Origin of the sequence: Streptomyces sp. RK9, assembly GCF_045070545.1 — a bacterium.
GTDB classification, from domain to species: Bacteria; Actinomycetota; Actinomycetes; order Streptomycetales; family Streptomycetaceae; genus Streptomyces; species Streptomyces alboflavus.
Genome location: NZ_CP173703.1, coordinates 2023335 through 2044941, shown reverse-complemented (window position 1 = coordinate 2044941; position 21607 = coordinate 2023335). Strand labels below are relative to the sequence as shown.

Below are 21607 nucleotides of genomic sequence, written 5' to 3'. Positions count from 1 at the left end.
CGTCACTTCGCCACACGTACGCGTGAAGCCGGGGGCCTCGTCTGCCACGCCAGTGCGTGCGAAAACTAGCGTCACGGACGGAGGTGACCCCAGATGACAGCCCCTGTGGCCGAGCCCTCACCCGTGTCCCCGCCCCCGCCGTCCCCCTCGCCGGGGCGCGGGACGGCGGCCGGAATCCGACCGCAGCGCACGGCCGGGGCGGAGGTGGCGCCCACTCCGGCTCCGGGTCCCGCTCCGGCTCCGACCCCGGCTCCCGCCCCTGCCCCCGCTTCGGGCCCGGCGCCCGCCTGGGCCCCGGCCCCGGCCTCGGACCCGGCTTCGGTCACGGGCCTGGCCTCGGTCCAGATCACGGTCCCCATGCCTGCGCCGGTACCGGCCCCGACCTCCGGCCCCGTCCAGCCGAAGCCCGGCTGCGGCACCGAGACAGCGGCGCCGACCCCGGTCCCGGCCCCCGTCCCGCCGGAGCCCGACTCCGGCACCGAGACGTCGCCGTCATCGCGAGGCGAGGGCGCCGGGCGGGCGACGGGCCGTCCGGGCTCGTTCCACCGGGTGGGTGCCCTCGGCTCGTTCGACCAGGTCGGCGGGCCCGCTCCTCCCGGCGAGCCAGGCGCGTCGGCTCCCGCCCGCGAAGGCGGCGTACCGGCGAACTCCCCCGGCGAAGGCGGCGTACCCGCGCACTCCCCCGGCGGGGACGCCGTCCCGGCACCCCCCGGCCGGGCAAGTGCACCAGCCCCTCCCGGGGCCCCCAGCGCACCGACTCCCCCCGGCCAGGCGACCGCACCGGCCGGGCCCCGCACACCCGCCCCGCCCGGCCGGGCCCCCACCCCCGCCCTCAGCCCCCCACCCCCCGCCATCACCGCCGACGGCGCCTACGCGGCGCGGCTCGCGCACCGCGGTGGGTGCTGGTTTCCGGAGCGGTGGACGCTGGACACCGCCGAGCCGTACGCGGTGCCGCTGCCCGCCCATCAGCCCGAGGAACCCGGTACGCGGGTGCTGCCGATGGCCGACGGGCGGGTGCTCGTCCACCGGCGTGCGGCCGGGCGGCACCTCTTCTCGCTGCTGTACCCCACCGGGCCGAGCACCGGCGAAGTGCCGCTCGGCGGCGTCGAGTGCGAAGGCGCCGACCTGACCCTGCTGCCGCCCGCCCCGCGCGGCGCCTACGCCTACGCCCTCGCCGTCGGCGCCCGCTCCACCGCCGTATGGATGGTCGCGGGCGGCTCCTTCGGGCCCGAGCACCTCGCCGAGATCCCCGGCCGCTGCACCGGCGGCGTCTGGCTCGACCGCACCAACCGCATGCTGGCCCTCGACCGCGAGCTGGACGGCCCCACCAAGACCGTGGCCGTCGACCTGGAGCGGGGCGGCGAGGTCACCCCCCTGCTCCAGATCGCCGCCGACAGCGACGACCGGCTGCTCCTCGCCGACGCCGACAGCGGGCTGCTCCTCATCCGCTCCGACGCGCCCGGTGAAACCCGCCTCGGCTGGGGCGTGTTGGGCAGCACCCGGCCCGTACGCTTCCCCGAATGCCTGCGGATGCCCGGGCGGGCCGTGACGCCGTTCGCGATCCAGCCCGGGCAGGTGCTCATGCCGGAGAGCTGCACCGTGGCCCTCCGGGTGGACGACGGGTCCGGCAACTCCTCGCCCCGGCTGTGCGGTTGGCGGCCCTCCGAGCGGCGGGTCCACCAACTCGCCGCCCCGGAAGGGTGGTTGTCCGGCGCCGGACGGTGCACCCGGGACGGCGTCCTGGAGTTGCCCTACGTCACCGGAACCGTGCCCTGCGGGATGGCCCGGGTCGAGATGCCCTCGCCGGCGCCCGGTCCCGGGCCGGGCAATGAGGCGTCCGGGCAGGTCACGGGGGTGGCCGGGGGTGTGCGGGTGGCACGGCCCGTGCCGTTGCAGCAGGCGCCTCTCGGGGGGCGGGGGGCGGGCGGTTAGACTCGCCCGGCTGTACGAACGATCTTTGCTACGGGGTGAGTTTGTTGAAGACCGAGAAGGTGGCTGTCGAGCCGCGGCAGCAGGGTGTGGTGGATCCTCGGGAGGGGGTTTCGCTCTCCGCGGGGGCGGAGGGTGGAGGTGCCGGGCGGCATCGGGGGCCCGTGTCCGAGCACGATGAGGAGGCGGCGCCTCGGGGGAGGCATCGGCGGGAGGGCTGAGGGGCGGGGGCCTTGCCGGGGGCTCCCCAATCCCGCCCCTTCCCGAAACTGGGGCTCCGCCCCAGACCCCGTATCGGCGCTCCGCGCCTCGTCCTCAAGCGCCGGACGGGCTGAAATTCAGCCCCTCCGGCGTTTGAGGAGCGGGGGTCTGGGGGCGGAGCCCCCAGTTTCGGGAAGGGGTGGGACTGGGGCGCACCTGCGAGGCCCCTACGCCCGCCGCAGCCCCAACACCTCCGCCGCCCCGAACGTCTCCCCCTCCGGCCGGGAGGCGAAGTACGGCGAGACCGCCTCGTCCAGCTCAGCGAAGGTGAACACACCGTCGGCGGAGTCGAACTGCGCGGCGACCCGCGGCCGTTCGACGACGGCGACCATCCCGCCGTGGACGACGAGCACCTGCCCGTTGACCCGCCGCGAAGCGGGCGAAGCCAGATACCCGACCAGCGGAGCGACATGCTCCGGCGCCAATGGATCCAGCTCCCCCGCACCGGGCTCGGCGAACCCGGCGAAGACGTCGGAGGTCATCCGGGTCCGCGCCCGCGGACAGATGGCGTTGGCGGTGACGCCGTACTTGGCGAGGGCCAGGGCCGTGGAAGTGGTGAGCCCCACGATCCCGCCCTTGGCGGCCGCGTAGTTGGGCTGCCCGGCGGACCCGGCGAGGAACGCCTCGGACGAGGTGTTGACGATGCGCCCGTACACGGGCCCGCCCGCCTCCTTGGAGCGCTCGCGCCAGTGGGCGGAGGCGAACCGGATGGTGTTGAAGTGGCCCTTGAGGTGGACGCGGATCACCGAGTCCCACTCGTCCTCCGTCATGGAGAAGATCATCCGGTCCCGCAGGATGCCCGCGTTGTTGACCAGGATGTCGAGCTTGCCGTACGTGTCGACGGCCGACTCGATCAGGGCGCGGGCCTGCTGGAGGTCGGCGACGTCCCCGGTGTGGGCCACGGCCTTCCCGCCGGCCTCCCTGATCTCGGCCGCGACCTCCTCGGCGGGCGCGGCCGACGCCTCGCCGGAGCCGTCGCGGCCCGGCTGCCCGAAGTCGTTGACGACGACGCTCGCGCCGAGCCGGGCGAGCTCAAGCGCCTCGGCCCGGCCGAGCCCGCGGCCCGCCCCGGTGACGACGGCGGCGAGACCTTCAAGTGGCAGTGACATACGGGTACGTACTCCTCTCACCTGGCTCCGGCCGCGCACGGCCCTCGGTTCAGATCTCGATGCAGGTGCGGAGCGCGACGCCCGACCGCATCTGCTCCAGCGCCTCGTTGATCTCGGTCAGGCGCACCCGGTGGGTGATCATCCCCTCCAGGTCGACCCGCCCCGCGCGCCACAGGGCGATGGCCCGCTCGTACGAACGGAGCACGTCCCCGCCGCCGTACAGCGAGGGCAGGATCCGCTTCTCGTCGAAGAACAGCTCGAACATGTTGAACTGCACCTGGTCGTCCATGGCGCCCGCGCCGACGACGCAGAGCGTGCCGCCGCGCCGCGTCATCTCGTACGCGGTGCGGGTCGTCGCGGACTTGCCGACGACCTCGAAGACGTAGTCGAAGCCCTCGCCCTCGGTCAGGCGCTGGCGGGCGTCGGACAGTTCGTCGGGGGCGACGGCCTGCGTCGCGCCGAAGCGGAGCGCGGCCTCGCGCCGCGACGCGACCGGGTCGACGGCGACGATCTCCGCGGCGCCCTTGATCCTGGCGCCCTGGATCGCGGAGACGCCGACGCCGCCGCAGCCGATGACGGCGACGGACGAACCGGGCGCCACCTCGGCGGTGTTGATGGCGGCGCCGAGCCCCGTCGTCACGCCGCAGCCGATGAGCGCGGCGATGTCGAAGGGCACGTCGTCGGGTATCGGCACGGCGCAGGACGCGTCGACGACGATCTCCTCGGCGAAGGTGCCGGTGCCCGCGAACCCGAAGAGGTCCGAACTGTCGCCGGAGCGCCGGAAGTTGGGGGTGCCCGCGTTCATGAAGCCGGCCAGGCACAGCTGGGTCTGGCCGCGGCGGCACGCCGGGCACCGCCCGCACGCCGGGAGCCAGCACACCAGGACCCGGTCGCCCGGTTTGACGTTGGTGACGCCGTCGCCGACCTCCAGGATCTCACCGGCGCCCTCGTGGCCGGGGACGAACGGCGCGGGCTGCGGCAGCACGCCGTTCATCGCGGACACGTCGGAGTGGCACAGGCCGGTGGCCCGCACCCGGATCCTGGCCCTGCCCGGGCCGAAGCCCACCGCCTCGACGTCGTCGAGCACATCGAGCTTGTCCTGGCCTGTCTCGTGCAGTACGGCTGCGCGCATGGCTGTGCGGCTCCTCTCATCCCGGCGGTACGTGACCGGCGGTACGTGACGTCAGTTCGGCCCCGTCAGTTCAGCTCCGTACGTCAATGGCCTTGCTCCACCCGTCAGTTCAGCTCCACGACCGTGTCCGTGAGGACCGGCGCGTCCTGGCGTTCCACGGCCGTGACGGCGACCCGCACCCGGTCCTTCGACTCCCACATGCCGACGCGCAGCGTCTCGCCGGGCAGGACGATCCCGGCGAAGCGCGTGCGGTAGGCCCGCACCCGGGCGACGTCGCCGCCGAGGACGGTGTCGACGACGGCCTTGAGCGTCATGCCGTACGTGCACAGGCCGTGCAGGATCGGCCGGTCGAAACCGGCGAGCTTCGCGAACTCCGGGTCGGCGTGCAGCGGGTTCCAGTCGCCGGACAGGCGGTAGAGCAGGGCCTGGTCGGGGCGGACCGGGCGCTCGACGGTGTGGTCGAAGGGGCGGTCCGGCGCCTCGGGGCTCCCGGACGGGCCGCGCTCGCCGCCGAACCCGCCCTCGCCGCGCACGAAGATCTGCGCGTCGCTGGTCCACAGCGGCCCCTCGTCGTCGGCGGCCTCGGAGCGCAGCACGATCACGGCGGCCTTGCCCTTGTCGTGGACGGCGGCGACCTTGGAACTCGTGGTGGCCCGGCCCTTGACGGGGATCGGGCGGTGCAGCTCGACGCTCTGGCCGCCGTGCAGCACGGCGGCGAGGTCCACGTCGATGCCGGGTGCGGCGAGGCCGCCCATCATGCCCATGCCCGCGCCCGCCACGGTGGCGAAGCTGGGCAGGACGTGCAGCCGGGACTCCAGGGTGTAGCGGAGTTCGTCGGCGTCGGTCGCGGGGTCGGCGAGGTCCGGGTTGGCGCCCGCGCCGAGGCCCAGGTGGTAGAGCTGGATGTCCTTGTGGTCCCAGGTGATCTCGGCGCTGCGGGGCTTCGCGGCCAGGGCCTGCGCGGCATCGATGGGCATGGGGTGGCGGCTCCTCGCGGGCTGCGGACGACGGTCCTCGGGTGCGCGTGACGGCCCTGCGGGTGCGGGGTACAGGGCGGGGTTGCCGGTGTGCTCCGGAGGAAGACCTCGGTGCGACCGTCCGCACCGTCGGCCGCACCGAGGTCGTCTGCGGCGGCCAAGGCGTCCCCACCGGTCCACCGGTCGTTCTAGAACGCGTTCTAGGCCGATGGCCCCATGTATAGCCCAGCGCCCCACGGTTGGGAAGAGTCCTGACGTCACGTCAGATTCGGGGCCGCGTCGCGTCGGAGCCGGGGCCCGGGCGCGCTCGGAGGCGCGAACGGTGACATTTGTCCCGGTCGAATCGGTACGGACCTCACTGCCGCCGCGGCGCCCCCGCTCCGTACTGTCGGGGGCACGGGGGCCGCGGGGGACGCGGGCCCGGCCGATCGGGGAGCGAGACATGTCCTGGAAGCGCAACGTGACCTGCCGGCTGCACGGACTGCGGCAGCAGCGGGCCGCCTGGCGGGCGCAGCGGAGTTCCTGGCGGGAGCAGAAGGCCGACTGGCGGGAGCGGAAGCGGGCCGGCGAGGACGACGCCCTCGTGCAGTCGGGGCCGCCCAACGGCTTCGCGCTGCTTCCGTGGCTCCTGATGGGCCTCGGCGCGTTCTCGCACCTGCTCCAGGGCAAGACGCCGAACCCGTGGATCGGCGGCATCGGCCTGTTCGTCTTCAACTCCCTCTACATCGGCGTGGCCTTCCGCGCCTTCGACAAGCGGGCCAGACAGTCGCGCGCCACGCTGGTCGCGCTGCTGGTGATGGGCGCGCTCACCGTGGGCCTCGCGGCCGGGTACGGCGGCAACTGGCTGATGTACTTCCCGCTGTTCGGCCTGTCCGTGGGCGCCGTCGTGCGGGGCCGCCACCTCGGCCCCGTGGCCCTCTCGCTGAGCGCGCTCGCGGGCACCGTCGCCGGGCTCCGGGAGGGCTGGGACGGCATCAACATCGCGTACGGCACGTTCCTGTCCACGATGGTCACGGCCGCGATCCTGTCCCTCTCCGAGGCGGTACGCGACCTGCGCGCCGCCCGTGAGGAGCTGGCGCGGCGGGCCGTGGCCGAGGAGCGGCTGCGCTTCTCCCGCGACCTGCACGACCTGCTCGGCCACACCCTCTCGCTGATCGTCGTGAAGTCGGAGGCCGCGCGCCGCCTCGCCCCGCGCAGCATGGACGCGGCCCTGGCGCAGATCACCGACATCGAGTCCGTCGGCCGCCAGGCCCTCACCGAGATCCGCGAGGCCGTCACCGGCTACCGGGACGCGGCGCTCGCCGCCGAGCTCGACCGGGCCCGCGAGCTGCTCGACGCGGCCGGTGTCGAGGCGGTCGTACGGCAGTCGGGGCCGCCGCTCGGCCCCCGGACGGAGGCGCTGCTGGGCTGGGTGGTGCGGGAGGCGGCCACCAATGTCGTACGGCACGCGCGGGCGGGCCGGTGCGAGATCGAGGTCGCCGCGACCTCCGAACAGACCCGTCTGACGATCACGGACGACGGCCGCGGCGTAGGCTCGACCACGCCCGGCAGCGGGCTGAAGGGCCTGGCCGAGCGGATCACGGCGGCGGGCGGCGCACTGGAGTCGGGGCCCGAGCCGCGCGGCGGCTTCCGGGTCACGGCGGTGCTGCCGGTCGCCGAGGACCGTGACGGCGGCACCCATGTCACCGATGCGGCGCCCGTGCGGGCGGACGCCCACGAGGAGCGCGTTCGATGATCAGAGTCCTGCTCGCCGAGGACCAGGGCATGATGCGCGGCGCACTGGCCCTGCTGCTCGGGATGGAGGAGGACATCGAGGTCGTGGCGCAGGTCGCCGCGGGCGACGACATCGTGCACACCGCGCTCACCGCGCGGCCCGACGTGGCCCTCCTCGACATCGAGCTGCCCGGCCGCAGCGGGCTCGACGCGGCGGCGGACCTGCGCGCGGAGTGCCCCGACTGCCGGGTCCTCATTCTCACGACCTTCGGCAGGCCCGGGTATCTGCGGCGGGCGATGGACGCGGGCGCCGCGGGGTTCCTCGTCAAGGACGGGCCCGTGGAGGAGCTGGCCGAGGCGATTCGCGCCGTGCTGCGCGGGGAGGTCGTGGTCGATCCCGCGCTCGCCGCCGCCGCGCTCGGGGCCGGGCCCAATCCGTTGACGGCTCGGGAGGCCGAGGTGCTGAACGCGTCTGTCGACGGGGCGACGGTCGCCGACATCTCGGCGGCGCTGCGTCTGTCGGAGTCGACGGTTCGGAACTATCTCTCCGCGGCCATCGGGAAGACGGGGACCCGTAATCGGATGGAGGCGGTTCGAGTCGCTCGGCGTGAAGGGTGGCTGTAGGCGTTTCCTCGCCGTGGGGCCGGGTTGCCCCGGGGGCTGCCGCCCCCGGACCCCCGCTGATCGGCGCTCCGCGCCTCGTCCTCAATCGCCGGACGGGCTTGATTGCCTCGGCATCGCCACAAGCACCAGCACCACCGCCGCCGCCAGGAACACCGCTCCCCACAGGAACGCCTGGGCGTAGCCCTCGGCCAGGGCGTGGGTGCCGGGGCGGTCGCCGGTGCGGGACGCGGCGATCGTGGAGAGGACCGCCAGGCCGAGGGAGCCGCCCATGGTGCGGGAGGTGTTGATGAGTCCGGCGACCAGGCCCGCGTCGCCGGGGTCGGCTCCGCTCGTGGCGAGGGAGGCGAGGGGGGTTCCGGCGAGTCCGGCGCCGAGCATCATGAGGATGCCGGGGAGCATGATCGAGCTGACGTAGGCCCCGTCGGCGTCGAGGGCGCGCCACTGCCAGAGGAAGCCGACGGCGGCGACGAGGACGCCGATGACGGTGACGCTGCGGGCGCCCATGACGCGCATCAGGCGGGGGGCGACCTTGGAGCCGACGACGACGCTGACCGAGCTGGGGATGAGGGCGAGCCCGGCCTCGAGCGGGGTGTAGCCGAGGACGTTCTGGGCGTACAGGGTCATGAAGAACCACATGGCGAACATGCCCATGCCGCAGACGAACATCGTGGCGTTGGCGGCCGACACGGAGCGCACGCGGAACAGGCCGAGCGGCATCAGCGGCGCCTTGGCGCGGGCCTCGACGGCGAGGAAGGCCCCGATCAGGGCGAGCCCGGCGGCGAGCGGCACCAGGGTGGCGGCGGCGGTCCAGCCCTCCACCTCGGTCTGCACGATGCCGTACGCGAGGGTGGCGATGCCGCCGGTCACGAGGACGGCACCGGGCAGGTCGAGACGGCGCGCCCCATTGGCCCGGCTCTCGCTGATCCAGCGCACCGCGGCGGCGAGGACGAGGACGCCGACGGGCACGTTGACGAGCAGTGTCCACCGCCAGGACAGTCCGTCGGTGAGGACGCCGCCGACGAGTCCGCCCGCGGCGCCGCCGCCCGCGCCGACCGCGGACCAGGTGGCGATGGCGCGCACCCGGGCGGGCCCCTCCGGCACGGCGGAGGTGAGGATCGTCAGCGTCGAGGGGGCGAGCACGGCGGCGCCGAGCCCCTGCACGGCCCGCGCGAGCAGCAGTTGCCAGCCCTCCTGGGCGAGCCCGCCCGCGAGCGAGGCCAGCGTGAAGAGCCCGAGGCCCACCAGGAACATCCGCTTGCGCCCGAAGAGGTCCCCGGCCCGCCCGCCGAGCAGCATGAACCCGGCGAACGCGATGGAGTACGCGTTCACGACCCACTGCAACCCCGTGGCGCTCAGGCCGAGATCGGCCCGCATCGACGGCAGCGCCACGTTCACGACGGACACGTCGAGGACGACGAGGAACTGTCCGGCGCAGGCGGCTGCCACGACGAGCCAGGTGGGCGGGGTGCGGCGACCCGATATGCGGGAGGTCGGGGTGTCGGCGGGGGTCTGGAGCATGGCCCCCATGCTGACAGGAGGGCGCGTGGCCCGTACATCGGAAATAGGGGGCAGGGGGCCTGGGTCGGTAGTCCTAGGTCCTTGCGCGGCACGGGGGACGCGGGGCGACCGCCGCGGTCGCGGCCACCACCGCGTGAGCAGTCTCACCCCCGGCTTACGGCCGCGGTCGCGTCAGGAGCGTCACCACCGCCGCCCCGCCGAGGCCGACGTTGTGCGCGAGTGCCACCCGCGCCCCGGCGACCTGGCGCGGTCCCGCCTCGCCCCGCAACTGCCAGCTGAGTTCGGTGGCCTGGGCCAGGCCGGTGGCGCCGAGGGGGTGGCCCTTGGAGATGAGGCCGCCGGAGGGGTTCACCACCCAGCGGCCGCCGTACGTCGTCGCGCCGGACTCCACGAGCTTGCCGGACTCGCCCTCCTCGCACAGGCCGAGGGCTTCGTAGGTGAGGAGTTCGTTGACGGAGAAGCAGTCGTGCAGCTCGATGACGTCGAGGTCGTCGGGGCCGAGCCCGGCACTCTCGTAGACCTGGCGGGCGGCCGCGCGGGACATGGGGGTGCCGACGACGTCGAGGCAGCTGCCGGAGGCGAAGGACTCCTCGGTGTCGGTCGTCATGGCCTGGGCCGTGATCTCGACGGCCCGGTCCCCGAGGCCGTGCCGGTCCACGAACGCCTCGGAGGCCACGACCACGGCGGCCGCGCCGTCCGACGTCGGGGAGCACTGGAGCTTGGTGAGGGGCGCGTGCACGGTGCGGGCGGCGAGGATCTCCTCGGGCGTGCAGGGGTCCTGGAACTGGGCGTTGGGGTTGTTCGTGGAGTGCTGGTGGTTCTTCGCCGCGACGGCCGCGAGCTGCGCGGGCGTGGTGCCGTACCGCTCCATGTGCTCGCGCGCCGCGTTGGCGAAGAGCTGGGCCGTGGGCGGCGAGGCCTCGAAGCCGTGCCGGGCCGCCATGATCCCGTAGTGCCGGGCCACCGGGGATGTCGCGAAATCGCCGTCGCTGCCGCCGCCCAGCGAGCCGCGCTTCATCTTCTCGAAGCCGAGCGCGAGCACGCACTCGCTCTGTCCGCCCACCACGAACTGCCGGGCCATCATCAGGGCCGTGGAGCCCGTGGCGCAGTTGTTGTTGACGTTGTAGACGGGCACTCCGGTCAGGCCCAGTCCGTACGCCGCCCGCTGGCCCGCCGTCGATGCCTGGTAGCAGTATCCGGCGACGACCTGCTCCACCTGTCCGTAGGCGATCCGGGCGTCGGCGAGCGCGGCGGTGCCCGCCTCCTTCGCCATGTCCCAGTACTGCCAGTCGCGGGTCTCGGGCTTCTCGAACTTCGTCATGCCGACACCGACGAGGTAGCTCTTCACCGCTGGGGCTCCTTCCGAGAGCGGGCGGCAAGACTAGAACACGTTTCACTTCACTGGAAGGGCGATGGCGCCGGCCGCGTACAGAACCGGTCAATGGCGGGTCAAGACTTCCCTTCGTCCGACGTCCGTCGGAATAGTCGCCCAGGGATACAGGTTCATCCTGCATATACCTGCGGATGTCCCACCCGCCCCCACTCTTCCTGCCGGAGGCCGCACGCCCATGTCCCACGCGACGACCCACCCCCGCGGTGACCGCGCAACGCGCGGCACCGGCGGCGTCGTCCCCGTCCTCGCCTTCGCGGGCATCGTCGTCGCCGTCATGCAGACGCTGCTCGTCCCCGTCATCAAGGACCTGCCGACGCTGCTCGGCACCGAACCCTCCAACGCCACCTGGGTCATGACCTCGACCCTGCTCGCGGGCGCCGTCTCCACGCCGATCATGGGCCGCCTCGGCGACCTCTTCGGCAAGCGCCGGATGCTGCTCACCAGCCTCGCCGTGATGGTCGTCGGCTCCCTGGTCTGCGCGTTCACCGACGACCTGCTCGTGATGATCGTCGGCCGTGCCCTGCAGGGCTTCGCGATGGGCGCGATACCCCTTGGCATCGGCCTGATGCGCGACGAGCTGCCGCGCGAGAAGCTCGGCTCCGCGATGGCCCTGATGAGCTCGTCCATCGGCGTCGGCGGCGGACTCGCCCTGCCCGCGGCCGCCCTCGTCGCCCAGCACACCGACTGGCACGCGCTGTTCTTCGGGGCCGCGGGCCTCGGCGTCCTCGCGATGGTCCTCATCTTCTTCCTGGTGCCGGAGAGCCCGCTGCGGGCCGAGGGCACCTTCGACGTGGCCGGCGCCCTCGGTCTGTCCGCGGGCCTCGTGCTCTTCCTGCTCCCCATCACCAAGGGCAGTGACTGGGGCTGGAGTTCGGGCCTGACCCTCGGGCTCTTCGGGGCCTCGGCCGCCGTCCTGCTCCTGTGGGGCGTGATGGAACTGCGCCTGAAGGCACCGCTGGTGGACCTGCGCACCACCGCACGGCGCGAGGTGCTGCTCACCAACCTCGCCTCGATCATGGTCGGCGTCGCCTTCTACGCCATCTCGCTCGTCCTGCCCCAGCTCCTCCAACTGCCCACGTCCACCGGGTACGGCCTCGGCCAGTCCATGGTCGTCGCGGGTCTGTGCGTCGCGCCGCTCGGCCTGACGATGATGTTCACCGCGCCGGTGTACGCGCGCCTCTCGGCGAAGTACGGCCCGAAGATCACCCTGATCCTCGGCCTGCTGATCATCGCGATCGGCTACGGCGCGGGCCTCGGCCTGATGAGCGCCGCCTGGCAGACCATCGTCATCGCGGTGATCGTCGGCGCGGGCATCGGCCTCGCCTACTCCTCGCTGCCCGCCCTGATCATCGGCGCCGTCGACCCGTCCGAGACCGGCGCGGCCAACGGCCTCAACACCCTGATGCGGTCCATCGGCACGTCGGTGTCGAGCGCCGTGATCGGCATGGTGCTCGCCAACACCGCGACCCACGCGGGACCGGTCGACGTACCCACCATGGAGGGCTTCCGCACCTCCTTCCTCATCGCCACCGGCGCGGTCGCCATCGGCCTCCTGCTCGCCCTGTTCCTGCCGGGCCGCGGGCGCGCGCCCGCCGAGGCCAAGCCGCAACTGCGGGCCAGCAGCGAGGAGGACGCGGGCATCGAGAGGGCCGCGCGGGCACTCGGCGGCTTCCAGGGTCGGGTGCTCGCCGCCTCCGGCGCGCCGGTCGCGCGGGCCAAGGTCACGCTGATCGACCAGCGGGGCAAGCAGGCGGGCGCCGCGCTGACGGACGGCGAGGGGCGCTACGCCCTCGACGTCCCGTCCGACGGGTCCTACGTCCTCGCCGCGACGGCCGCGGGGCACGCGCCGCACGCCTCGTCCGCCGCCCACCCCGGCGGGGAGCGGCCGGTGGAGGTCGACCTGGCCCTGCCGGGCGAGAGCGAAGTCCTGGCCTGAGGCCGAAGTCCCACCCCGGGACCGGCGCCCCCGCCACCACCCGAACCACCGCACCCCCGTCACCCCCATGACGGGGGTGTGGTGCACGATGGGGCGCCCCGCGCGTCCCCGCGCGCGGCCCCGTTCGCAACGCGCACCCCGCGGGCCCCCACGCGCCCGCCCCGAGGAGGAACCCATGGCCGTCGAGCCCGGTCCTGACGTTCTCGACGCCTTCGAGGCCGCGAAGGGCTTCATGCCCGTGAAGGAGGGCCTCGCCCTGTACGCGGCGGCCACCGAGGCCGCGGCACTCGGGCTGCCCCTCCTTGAGGTCGGCACGTACTGCGGCCGCTCCACGATCCTGCTCGCGGACGCGGCCCGCGCCGCCGGCGTGAGCGTGATCACGGTCGACCACCACCGGGGCAGCGAGGAGCAGCAGCCCGGCTGGGACTACCACGACCCGGCGACGGTCGACCCGGAGCTCGGCCGCATGGACACGCTGCCGACGTTCCGCAGGACCCTGCACCGGGCCGGTCTGGAGGACCACGTCATCGCCGTGGTGGGCCGTTCCCCGCAGGTCGCGGCGGTGTGGCGGACACCGGTCGGGCTCGTCTTCGTGGACGGCGGCCACACGGACGAGCACGCGAACGCGGACTACGAGGGGTGGGCGCCGCACGTCGCGGAGGGCGGTCTTCTCGTCATCCACGACGTGTTCCCCGACCCGGTGGACGAGTGGACCGGGCAGGCCCCGTACCGGATCTATCTGCGGGCCCTGGAATCCGGGGCATTCACGGAGATCTCGGCCACGGACTCGCTCCGCGTCCTGCGCCGAACCGGCGCGGGCTCCCTGCGGCGGGACTAGGCTCGCTCCCGTGTCGTACGTAGGTCCGGACAGTCATCCACCGCGCCCGCCCCGCCGCTTCCGCGGTGGCCGCCCGCTCGCGGTCGCCCTCGCCGTGCTCGTGCCCGGCACCCTCGCCGGTTATCTCCTCTGGGACACCGCGAGCGACTCCGACGACGGCAAACCGGCCAGAACGCTGCCGTCCGCGAGCCGCTCCGAGCAGGGCTCGCCCTCGAAGCCGAGCGGGGACGCGACGAAGTCCGCGCGGTCCCCGAAGCCCGACAAGCCGTCGAAGTCCTCGAAGTCCTCGAAGCCCGGCGACGCCCCCGAGCCGTCGGAACGCCCCGCCGGGGGCCGCCCCGCCGCGTCCGGCCCCCTCAAGGGCAAGGTCGTCGTGGTGGACCCCGGGCACAACCCGGGGAACTTCAAGCACACCGCCGAGATCAACCGGCAGGTGAACATCGGGACGAACTCCAAGGAGTGCGACACCACGGGCACGTCCACCAACCGGGGTTACACGGAAGCCCGGTTCACCCTGGACCTCGCCCACCGCCTGCGCGACCTGCTGCACCGGCAGGGCGCCACGGTCCGCTTCACGCACGACGCCGACCGCCCCTTCGGGCCGTGCGTCGACGAGCGCGCCCGGATCGGCAACGAGGCCCGCGCGGACGCCGTGGTGTCCCTGCACGCGGACGGCTCGGCCGTCGGCAACCGCGGCTTCCACGTCATCCTGCCCGCGAAGGTGCGCGGCGGCGCCGCGGACACCACCGCGATCGTCGGGCCCTCGCGCGACCTGGGCGAGCGCATCGCGGGCAAGTTCCTGAACGCCACCAAGAGCGCCCCCTCCAACTACGTCGGCGACGGCACCGGCCTCGACGTCCGCGGTGACCTCGGCGGCCTCAACCTGTCGAAGGTGCCGAAGGTGTTCGTCGAGTGCGGCAACATGCGCGACCCGAAGGACGAGGCCCTGCTGACGAGCGGCGTCTGGCGGCAGAAGGCGGCCCAGGGGCTCTCGGACGGCATCGAGAGCTTCCTTCGCGGGTAGACACAGGCGGGTGCCGGGCGTGATTCCGGTGCCTGAGGGGGGCTGATTCCGGGCTATCGCCCCATGTCGTGATGTGTTCGACGCCGTCTCGTCACGGGACGGCAACCGGCAGATCTTCACTGAGTGACGATCTTTATCCCAAGCAGACACCCCGGCTGACCGGAGGATAGTGTCCTCCCTACGATGAGGGGCCACCCCCGCGCTTCGCGCACCGCGACACGACCGCGACCACAGCGACAGCGACGCCTCTACCGACGAGACGACTGACGAAGGACCTGAAGTGAATTTCCGCTCCCTCACTCGAGGCGACGGCGTGGTGATCGGAGCAGCGGTGTTGCTCTTCATCGCCTCGTTCCTCGACACTTTTGACTCCGACGGCTCCGACAGCGACAAGCTGCCGATCGCCTGGGACAACGGCAACCTGCTGATGAGCGTGTACCTGCTCGGCGTCATCGGCGCCGCGCTCATCGTCGTGGGCCGTGGCATGGGACAGCGCAAGGTCGTCGGCCTGGAGCTGGGGCAGGTCGGTGTCGTCTTCAGCATCGCCGCCGCCTGGAGCTCGCTCGGCGCGATCTTCGACACGGACCAGTCCTTCGGCTTCCTCTTCGAGGGAGGCGGCCCCTTCGGCGGTGGCGCCGAGTCCCCCGACGCCGGCATGGGCCTGATCCTCGGCCTGATCGCCACGCTGGTCCTGGCCGCCGCCGCCGTCGCCACGAACATCGTCCCCGCCCTCAAGGCCCCCCTCGCGGGCGCCGGTGGCCCCAAGCCCCCGCAGCCCTACGGCGGTCAGCCGCAGGGTGGCTACGGCTACCCGGGCGCGCAGGGCGCCCCGCAGCCGGGCCAGCCGTACGGCGGCCAGCCCGCCGCCCCGGCGCAGCCCTACGGCGGCCAGCCGCAGGGTGGCGGCCAGACGCCGCCGCCCGCCCAGGCGCAGCAGGCCGGCGCCCCGGCCGGGGACTTCTCCCCGTTCTGGTTCGCCGTGCCGGTGCCCCGTCCGCTGTACGCCGAGGACGGTTCGCCGACCCCGATCGCGGAACTGGCCCCCGGCACCTGGTACTTGGCCGTGGAGCAGCGCGGCCAGAGCCTGGTGGCCCAGACGCAGGACGGCCGTCGCGGCGTCCTGCAGGACACCACGGGCATCCAGCGCGGCTGAGCCCACACCCGCAGCACCTCAGCGGCCCCTCGCCCCTTCCGGGCGGGGGGCCGCTGGCGTACCCTCCTCCAGTCGACCCACATCTGATGCACCGTCAGCTTCCTTGGTCTGCTCCCTGGAGGATCCATGCGGCTCGGGCTCGCGCTCGGATACTGGGGCCGCGGCCCCGAAGCCCGGCACCTGGCGCTCGCCCAGGAGGCCGAACGGCTCGGGTACGACTCGGTGTGGACGGCGGAGGCCTGGGGGTCGGACGCGTTCACGGCGCTGACATGGATCGCCGCGCACACCTCCCGGATACGGCTCGGTACGGCTGTCGCGCAGATGGCGGCCCGCTCCCCCACCGCCACCGCCATGCACGCCCTCACCCTGGACCACCTGTCCGGGGGCCGGATGCTGCTCGGGCTCGGGCTCTCGGGGCCGCAGGTCGTGGAAGGGTGGTACGGGCGTCCGTTTCCGAAGTCGCCGCTCACCGCGACGCGGGAGTACGTCGACGTCGTACGGCAAGTGCTCGCGCGGGAAGGGCCCGTGGCCCTGGACGGACGGTTCCACCCGCTGCCCTACCCGGGCGACGACGGCACCGGTCTCGGCAAGCCGCTGAAGTCGATCACCCATCCCCTGCGCGGCGACCTGCCCGTACTGCTCGGCGCCGAGGGGCCCAAGAACATCGCGCAGACCGTCCGGATCGCGGACGGCTGGCTGCCGCTGTACTGGTCGCCGACGCGGACCGATGTGTACGAGGCGTCGCTCGGCGGCGACGGCGGTCTGCCGGAGGGGTTCATGGTGGCGCCCCTGGTGCGGGCCACGGTCTGCGACGACGTGGGCGAGGGGCTGCTGCCGGTCAAGGCCATGCTCGGGTTCTACATCGGCGGCATGGGGCACGCGGCCCGCAACTTCCACGCCGACCTGATGGGGCGGATGGGGTACGAGGAGGAGGCGCGGCGGGTGCAGGAGCTGTTCCTCGCGGGGCGGCGCGAGGAGGCCGTGCTGGCCGTACCGGACGCGTTCGCCGACGAGATCTCGCTGGTCGGGCCGCGCGGGCGGATCGCCGAGCGGCTCCAGGTGTGGCGCAAGGGTCCGGTGACGGACCTGCTCGTGCTCGCCACCGACCCGCACACACTGCGCACCCTCGCCGACCTCAACTCGTAGCCAGGCCCGGCCCCGCGTCAGCGGAAGATCGCCACCGCGTCCAGTGTCAGCTCGCCCGCCTCCCGGTTCCAGGTGCGCACCTTGCCCAGGCAGCGGGCCTGGAACTCGCCGCTGAAGTAGTCGTCCTCGTTCAGGAACTCCTGGCGGATGCCGTCGGCGGCGCAGGTGATGCGGACGTGGGCGGGCGGCGCTCCCTCGCCGTAGCGGGCGCGCAGGACGACCTCGTCGCCGCCGACGCGGCGGGCCGTGAAGCGGCCGGTGACGGACACGAACTCCGACATGACGGCGCTCAGCGGCACCCGCTCGTCGTCGCTGTCGCGCAGTGCGTCGGCCAGGGAGCGGTTGGGGACGAGCAGACCGGTGGTGAGGTCGGCGTGGACGACGGCGTCCTCGCGGCGCATCGTGTCCATGAGCAGGCCGATGACGGTGATCGGGGTGTTCTGCTGGACGTAGGTGGTGAAGCGCTCCTTCGTCACGTCCCTGCGGGCCTTGGCGCCCGCCGCCCCTGTGACCTTCGCCCACAGGCCGAAGCCGGACGTCACGTTCGTGCGGTCGGCCACCTCCTGCTCCAGGGCCGCCGAGAACCCGCCCGTCTGATAGAGGTCCATGACGCGCTGTTCGTGCAGGTAGAAGCACATGCCGTGGAAGGTGCGGCGGCGCCGTGACGCGCGCCCCGGCCGCCCCAGCGCCCACCGCGCCACGGCGTACCGCGCGAGGACGCCCACGCACACCGCCGTCGCCAGCCAGACCGTGACCCACGGCCACCACAGTTCCCACCACTTGCCGTCAACGACACCCACGGATCTCCTTGAACGCCTGGGAGAGGGAAGAGGAGTTGGCGTCCACCATGCGCCCGCCGGTGGCGTCGGCGGCCCGCCGCAGCTCGCCCGCGTCGGCCTCGCCGAAGTGGACGGGGAAGGTGGGCACCGCGCGGGCGGCGGCGCCGAGGCGGGCGTGGCGACGGGTGAACTCCCCGTACGTACGGCCCGCGTTGTTCTCGCCGTCGGTCATCAGGACGATGGAGAGCGGCTGCTCGGGATGGTCGGCGACCGAGTCCGATGCCACCTCGTAGCCACGGCCGAGCGCCGACCACACGGCCGTGTCGGCGCCGAACCCGCCCTTGCCGACGAAGGAGTTGAGCGCCCGCAGGTCACCGTCCCCGCGCACGGTCACGGTGCGTTCCTGAAGGACCCGGCCCGCGAACCGCACCACGGTCAGCCGCTCGCCCCGGTAGAAGCGGGCGAACTTCCCCGTCGCCGTCGGATCGGCGCCGCTGAGGTCGGCGAAGGCCGCCCGCAGGTCCGCCATCCGCCGCCCCCGCATGGACGTCGAGAAGTCGAGCAGGAACACGACGTGGTCGGCCGCGCGGCTGCCGGGCGTGCCGTAGTCGTCCATCAGGCGCCGGACGACGGCGATCCTGTCGGGGTACGACAGGGCGTTGCCGATCTCCGCGCGCAGCCGGGCGGGCCGGGGCACGTCCTGGCTGACGGGCCGCCGCCAGGTGCGCTCCATCAGCTTCTTCTGCACGTCGTCCCGGCGCAGCCAGTCGACGACCTTGCGGTACGCCTTGTGCTCGCCCGCGTCGAGCAGCATCAGCGGGAAGTCGGAGAGGACCATGCCGTCCTCGGGGTGCACGATCTCCAGGGGCCGCTTCAGCTTCCCGGCCGCGTTCAGGGTGAGCAGCTCCGACTCGTGCGCGATGAGCGCGTCGGCGGCGCCCTGGCGGCGTACGTAGGTGTCGATCAGGTCGCGGGAGCTGGCGCCGGTGAGGGTCTGGCCGGAGCGGAAGCCGCGCAGCCGGTCGCAGGACACGTCCCGTTCGCGCAGCGCCCCGCCGGTGCCCGCGGCCGCCGTGGCCACGCCCACGAGGGCGGCGCGCCCGGTGTCGCTGCGCCGCGGGTCGGGCATGCCGAAGCGCAGGGACCCCTCGGCGGCGGCGTCGGCGATGTCCGCCCAGGACAGGCGGCCTCCCGGAACGCCCCGGCGCAGCCGGTCGGCGACGGCCGGGGCCAGGCCCACGACCACGGGCGAGCGCATGATGGCCGTGGACTCGGGCCGGGCGGCGGGCGTACCGGAGTCCTGGAGCCGCAGCAGGTACGAGCGGTCGGAGGCGGGCCAGGCGAGGTCGTAGGTGCCGAGCGGTCCGGAGAGATCGGCGGTGGCCTTGTAGTCCAGCTTCAGCTCGACCCCCGTGTCCTCCTCCAGGTCCCCCAACAACGGCTCCACGTCGGCGAGTTCGGGGCTGGCGAGGACGCGCAGGGTATGGTGCGGCTCGTCCTTGGAGCAGCCGGTGAGGGTGGCTGCGGCGAGGAGGAGGCCGAGGGCGAGCAGGGGTTCGGGGCGGCGGGGCCGGGCTCGGCGGCGGCCCGCCCCGCCCGTGAGGCGGCGGCCGGTGCGGGTCATTCGTCGTCGTCCCGTCCGGGGGGCGGGCAGCTGCCCACGTGGTTGATGATCCGCTCCAGGGCGTTCAGGTCGGGGGCGTCCACCTTCGTCTGGTCCGGGTTCGGCGTCGGGACCTGCACCTCGTGGTCGCGCAGATACGCGTTCAGCTGCTCGCTCGTCCCGTCCTCGCCGGAGAACCGGACGCGGAAGCCGAGTTCGATGGCGCGCCGGCGCAGGTCGGCGTCGGTCTCCATCAGCTCGGTGAGGCGGTCGCCCTGCTCGCCGAGGGATATCAGCTCTGGTTCGGTGAGGGCGTGCGGGGAGGGATAGAGCAGGACGCGCCGACGGTCCTGCTCGCCGTGTTTCTTCTGGTGGTCCACCTGATGCTTCAGGAACTGGTGCTCGTAGACGAGGGAGACCGGCGCTATCGACTCGCCCTCGTCGGAGAAGTAGCTGTCGGCCTGCTCGTCGGCGGCCATCCCTTGGAGGTTGATCAACGGCTTGACCTGCGCGGCGACATCGAGGACCGGGTCGTCGGCCGCGCGCCGCTCGGACCCCCGCCTGCGCTCCGTGCCGGGCGCCTGATTGCCGTTCTTCACGAACGCGAGAATGCTCAAGTACGTGCCCGCGGCGTTGGATTCACAGACGCTGGAGGTACGGACGAGCACGCGCCCCCCGTTGCTGCGCCGCGAGTGGTCCTTGAACCCGACGCCGTTCCAGGTCCGCTCCAGCTCGATCAGCTTCAGGAACCCGCGCATGTCGAGGTCGTAGTAGAGCGTGTCCCCGCCGCCCGCCGCCTTCTGCGGGCGCGCCACGCCCGCCGCCACCAGCGTCTTCGCGTAGTCCCTGAACGTACCGAGCACCAGCGGCGTGACGAACGGCCGCGCCGTGCGCACCGAGCGCTGCTGCCGCTGCAGGATCAGCTTCGCCGCGGGCTGACCCGAAGGGAACACCACGTCCATGCCTCGCAGCGACTGCGTGGCGATGCCGCGCGAGCCGAGCCGGTGTATCTCCACCCGGATCCCGTGCCTCAGGAGCAGCCGCTGGACCTCCGGGTCCTTGAAGAAGTCCGACTTCGACGCCATCTTCCCGTCGATCGTCGTGATCCGCTCGAAGGGGCGCAGGGTGTTCCCCGACACCATGAGCGCGAGCAGGCCCGCCACGGCGAGCGGCAGGGCCGCGATCACGTGCCGGGGGTACCGGGTGCGGCGGCGCGTCGGGCGCCGCGTGGTCAGACGTGGCTCTTCGCTGGGTGTTCGGTCGGCTCTGCTGGCGTCGGACACCGGGGGCTCCTGCGTGTGGCGGGGGCAGGATCATCGGGGACCGGGGCGAAGGGGGACCCTCGGAGTGGCTAACTCCGCGTGAACCAGGGGGGAATGACGGGGTGTCATGTTCGGTGGGCGGGGGAAGCGAGCCCTGCCGGGGGCTCCCCGAACGCCGGCTCACCCCTTGGCCAGCTCCCCCGCCGACGGCACCTTGTTCGTGACCTCGGCCCCGGCGTTCTTGCCCGCGTCCTTCACCTTGGTGATGGCGCCGTCGAAGGAGTTCACCACGGACTCCGTGGAGTCGCCCTTGCGGAGCTTGGAGGGGAGGTCCTTGAGGGCGTCGATCCCGGCGGTGAGCGGGGCTACGGCCTTGGCCAGGGTCGGGTCGCCCTTGGCGTTGCGCAGGGCGGCCTTGAGGCGGTTGTAGGTGAACGCCCCGGCGAGGCCCGCCTTGATGAGGGCGAAGCGGCGGCCGTCGGCACCGGAGGCGAAGGTGCCCGCGCGGTAGGGCTTCACGATCCACTGGTACGTGGCCCCGGCGGCGAGCCCCGCGTTGGCGACGAACCGGGTCTTCGCGAGCTTCTGGCGTTCGACCGTGCTGGTGGGGTCCGCGCCGGCGTCCTTGTCGTCGCCGCCGCACGCCGCCGTCGTGCCCGCGAGGAGGGCGCAGAGGAGCAGGGGGACGAGGGCGCGGAGCAGGGAGCGGGGCACGGTGACCTCCGGGCGGGGTGCCTGGCGGGGCGCCGGGCGGGGTGGGAGCGGCCGCCGCCAGCCTCACCCGGTGCGGGCGGGCACGCCACCGGAGCGCGGCCGGCGGGGTGGACGTCCCACGGCCGACGACCACCGTCCTGGCCGGCCGATGCAGCGCGAGCCGCAGGTTTCGGCCACCCGGTCCCCGGTACCCGCCCCTCATGTCCCCCGTCAAAGCCCGCCGTACCAACGAAGCCGCCAAGGCCGTCGCCGTCATCGCGAACGTGCTGGCCTTCATCCTCGTCCTGTGGGTCCTGATGGACCTGCTGGACGCCAACCGCGCCAATGACCTCGTGCAGCTCGTGCACGACGTCGCCCGCTGGCTGGCGGGCTGGTCGCACGACCTGTTCACGTTCGACGAGCGCTGGGCCCGCGTGGTCGCGGGGTACGGCCTCGCCGCGGTCGTCTATCTGCTCGCGGGGCACTTCATCGCGGGGCGGCTGCGGCGGCACTGAGC

The 21607-nt window shown here is 73.4% G+C and carries 18 protein-coding genes; 9 read left to right on the top strand and 9 right to left on the bottom strand.

All coding sequences use genetic code 11. From position 1 onward, the window contains the following. Nucleotides 1-852: 852 nt before the first annotated feature. Nucleotides 853-1932 (top strand): hypothetical protein, encoded by a 1080-nt coding sequence (locus tag AB6L24_RS08030; protein ID WP_405657086.1) that lies wholly within the window; start codon nt 853-855, stop codon nt 1930-1932. 425 nt (nt 1933-2357) lie between these two features. On the opposite strand, the gene AB6L24_RS08025 is transcribed toward AB6L24_RS08030, so the two are convergent. The 3 genes from AB6L24_RS08025 to AB6L24_RS08015 form a co-directional block, all read right to left on the bottom strand. Beyond that, nucleotides 2358-3299 (bottom strand): 3-oxoacyl-ACP reductase, encoded by a 942-nt coding sequence (locus AB6L24_RS08025; RefSeq protein ID WP_405653671.1) that lies wholly within the window; start codon nt 3297-3299, stop codon nt 2358-2360. A gap of 49 nt (nt 3300-3348) precedes the next feature. After that, nucleotides 3349-4431 carry a Zn-dependent alcohol dehydrogenase gene (locus AB6L24_RS08020; RefSeq protein ID WP_405653668.1) on the bottom strand — a complete coding sequence of 361 codons (1083 nt, stop codon included), beginning with the start codon at nt 4429-4431 and terminating at the stop codon, nt 3349-3351. 104 nt (nt 4432-4535) lie between these two features. Next, nucleotides 4536-5408: a MaoC/PaaZ C-terminal domain-containing protein gene (locus tag AB6L24_RS08015; RefSeq protein ID WP_405653665.1), complete on the bottom strand. Its 873-nt coding sequence runs from the start codon at nt 5406-5408 to the stop codon at nt 4536-4538. Between the two features lie 442 nt (nt 5409-5850). On the opposite strand from AB6L24_RS08015, the gene AB6L24_RS08010 reads away from it, so the two are divergent. Next, complete coding sequence (locus AB6L24_RS08010; RefSeq protein ID WP_405653662.1) at nt 5851-7143, top strand: sensor histidine kinase; 1293 nt, start codon at nt 5851-5853, stop codon at nt 7141-7143. After that, on the top strand, nt 7140-7745 hold the full coding sequence (locus AB6L24_RS08005; protein WP_405653659.1) for a response regulator: 606 nt from the start codon (nt 7140-7142) through the stop codon (nt 7743-7745). The genes AB6L24_RS08010 and AB6L24_RS08005 overlap by 4 nt, the downstream gene beginning before the upstream one ends. An 81-nt stretch (nt 7746-7826) precedes the next feature. On the opposite strand, the gene AB6L24_RS08000 is transcribed toward AB6L24_RS08005, so the two are convergent. Both AB6L24_RS08000 and AB6L24_RS07995 read right to left on the bottom strand, forming a co-directional pair. Beyond that, nucleotides 7827-9263, bottom strand: coding sequence for an MFS transporter (locus tag AB6L24_RS08000; protein WP_405653657.1), 1437 nt, complete (start codon nt 9261-9263; stop codon nt 7827-7829). Nucleotides 9264-9417: 154 nt separating this feature from the next. Continuing rightward, nucleotides 9418-10611 (bottom strand): lipid-transfer protein, encoded by a 1194-nt coding sequence (locus AB6L24_RS07995; RefSeq protein ID WP_405653655.1) that lies wholly within the window; start codon nt 10609-10611, stop codon nt 9418-9420. Between the two features lie 220 nt (nt 10612-10831). Here AB6L24_RS07995 and AB6L24_RS07990 point away from each other — a divergent pair, with 220 nt between their 5' ends. The 5 genes from AB6L24_RS07990 (at nt 10832) to AB6L24_RS07970 (ending at nt 16753) form a co-directional block, all read left to right on the top strand. After that, nucleotides 10832-12592 (top strand): MFS transporter, encoded by a 1761-nt coding sequence (locus AB6L24_RS07990; RefSeq protein WP_405653653.1) that lies wholly within the window; start codon nt 10832-10834, stop codon nt 12590-12592. Nucleotides 12593-12767: 175 nt separating this feature from the next. Continuing rightward, a complete protein-coding gene (locus AB6L24_RS07985; RefSeq protein WP_405653651.1) occupies nt 12768-13430 on the top strand; it encodes a class I SAM-dependent methyltransferase in 663 nt (220 codons plus the stop codon). Nucleotides 13431-13440: 10 nt separating this feature from the next. Next, nucleotides 13441-14454: an N-acetylmuramoyl-L-alanine amidase gene (locus tag AB6L24_RS07980; protein WP_405653649.1), complete on the top strand. Its 1014-nt coding sequence runs from the start codon at nt 13441-13443 to the stop codon at nt 14452-14454. Between the two features lie 280 nt (nt 14455-14734). Then, entirely contained in the window at nt 14735-15607 is an 873-nt protein-coding gene (locus AB6L24_RS07975; RefSeq protein ID WP_405653646.1) for a hypothetical protein, read from the top strand. Nucleotides 15608-15733: 126 nt separating this feature from the next. Then, nucleotides 15734-16753, top strand: coding sequence for an LLM class F420-dependent oxidoreductase (locus AB6L24_RS07970; RefSeq protein ID WP_405653643.1), 1020 nt, complete (start codon nt 15734-15736; stop codon nt 16751-16753). A gap of 17 nt (nt 16754-16770) precedes the next feature. On the opposite strand, the gene AB6L24_RS07965 is transcribed toward AB6L24_RS07970, so the two are convergent. The 4 genes from AB6L24_RS07965 to AB6L24_RS07950 form a co-directional block, all read right to left on the bottom strand. Then, nucleotides 16771-17553, bottom strand: a complete 783-nt coding sequence (locus AB6L24_RS07965; RefSeq protein WP_405653641.1) for a hypothetical protein — start codon at nt 17551-17553, stop codon at nt 16771-16773. Next, the gene (locus AB6L24_RS07960; protein ID WP_405653638.1) at nt 17540-19156 is read right to left on the bottom strand and encodes a substrate-binding domain-containing protein; all 1617 of its coding nucleotides are present in this window, start codon (nt 19154-19156) and stop codon (nt 17540-17542) included. Before AB6L24_RS07960 ends, AB6L24_RS07965 begins: the two co-directional genes overlap by 14 nt. Further along, entirely contained in the window at nt 19153-20322 is a 1170-nt protein-coding gene (locus tag AB6L24_RS07955; RefSeq protein WP_405653636.1) for a hypothetical protein, read from the bottom strand. The genes AB6L24_RS07960 and AB6L24_RS07955 overlap by 4 nt, the downstream gene beginning before the upstream one ends. Nucleotides 20323-20577: 255 nt before the next feature. Further along, nucleotides 20578-21111 (bottom strand): hypothetical protein, encoded by a 534-nt coding sequence (locus AB6L24_RS07950; RefSeq protein ID WP_405653634.1) that lies wholly within the window; start codon nt 21109-21111, stop codon nt 20578-20580. Nucleotides 21112-21311: 200 nt separating this feature from the next. Between AB6L24_RS07950 and AB6L24_RS07945 the strand changes: the two genes are divergently transcribed. Further along, a complete protein-coding gene (locus AB6L24_RS07945) occupies nt 21312-21605 on the top strand; it encodes a hypothetical protein (RefSeq protein ID WP_405653632.1) in 294 nt (97 codons plus the stop codon). The last annotated feature ends 2 nt before the right edge of the window (nt 21606-21607 follow it).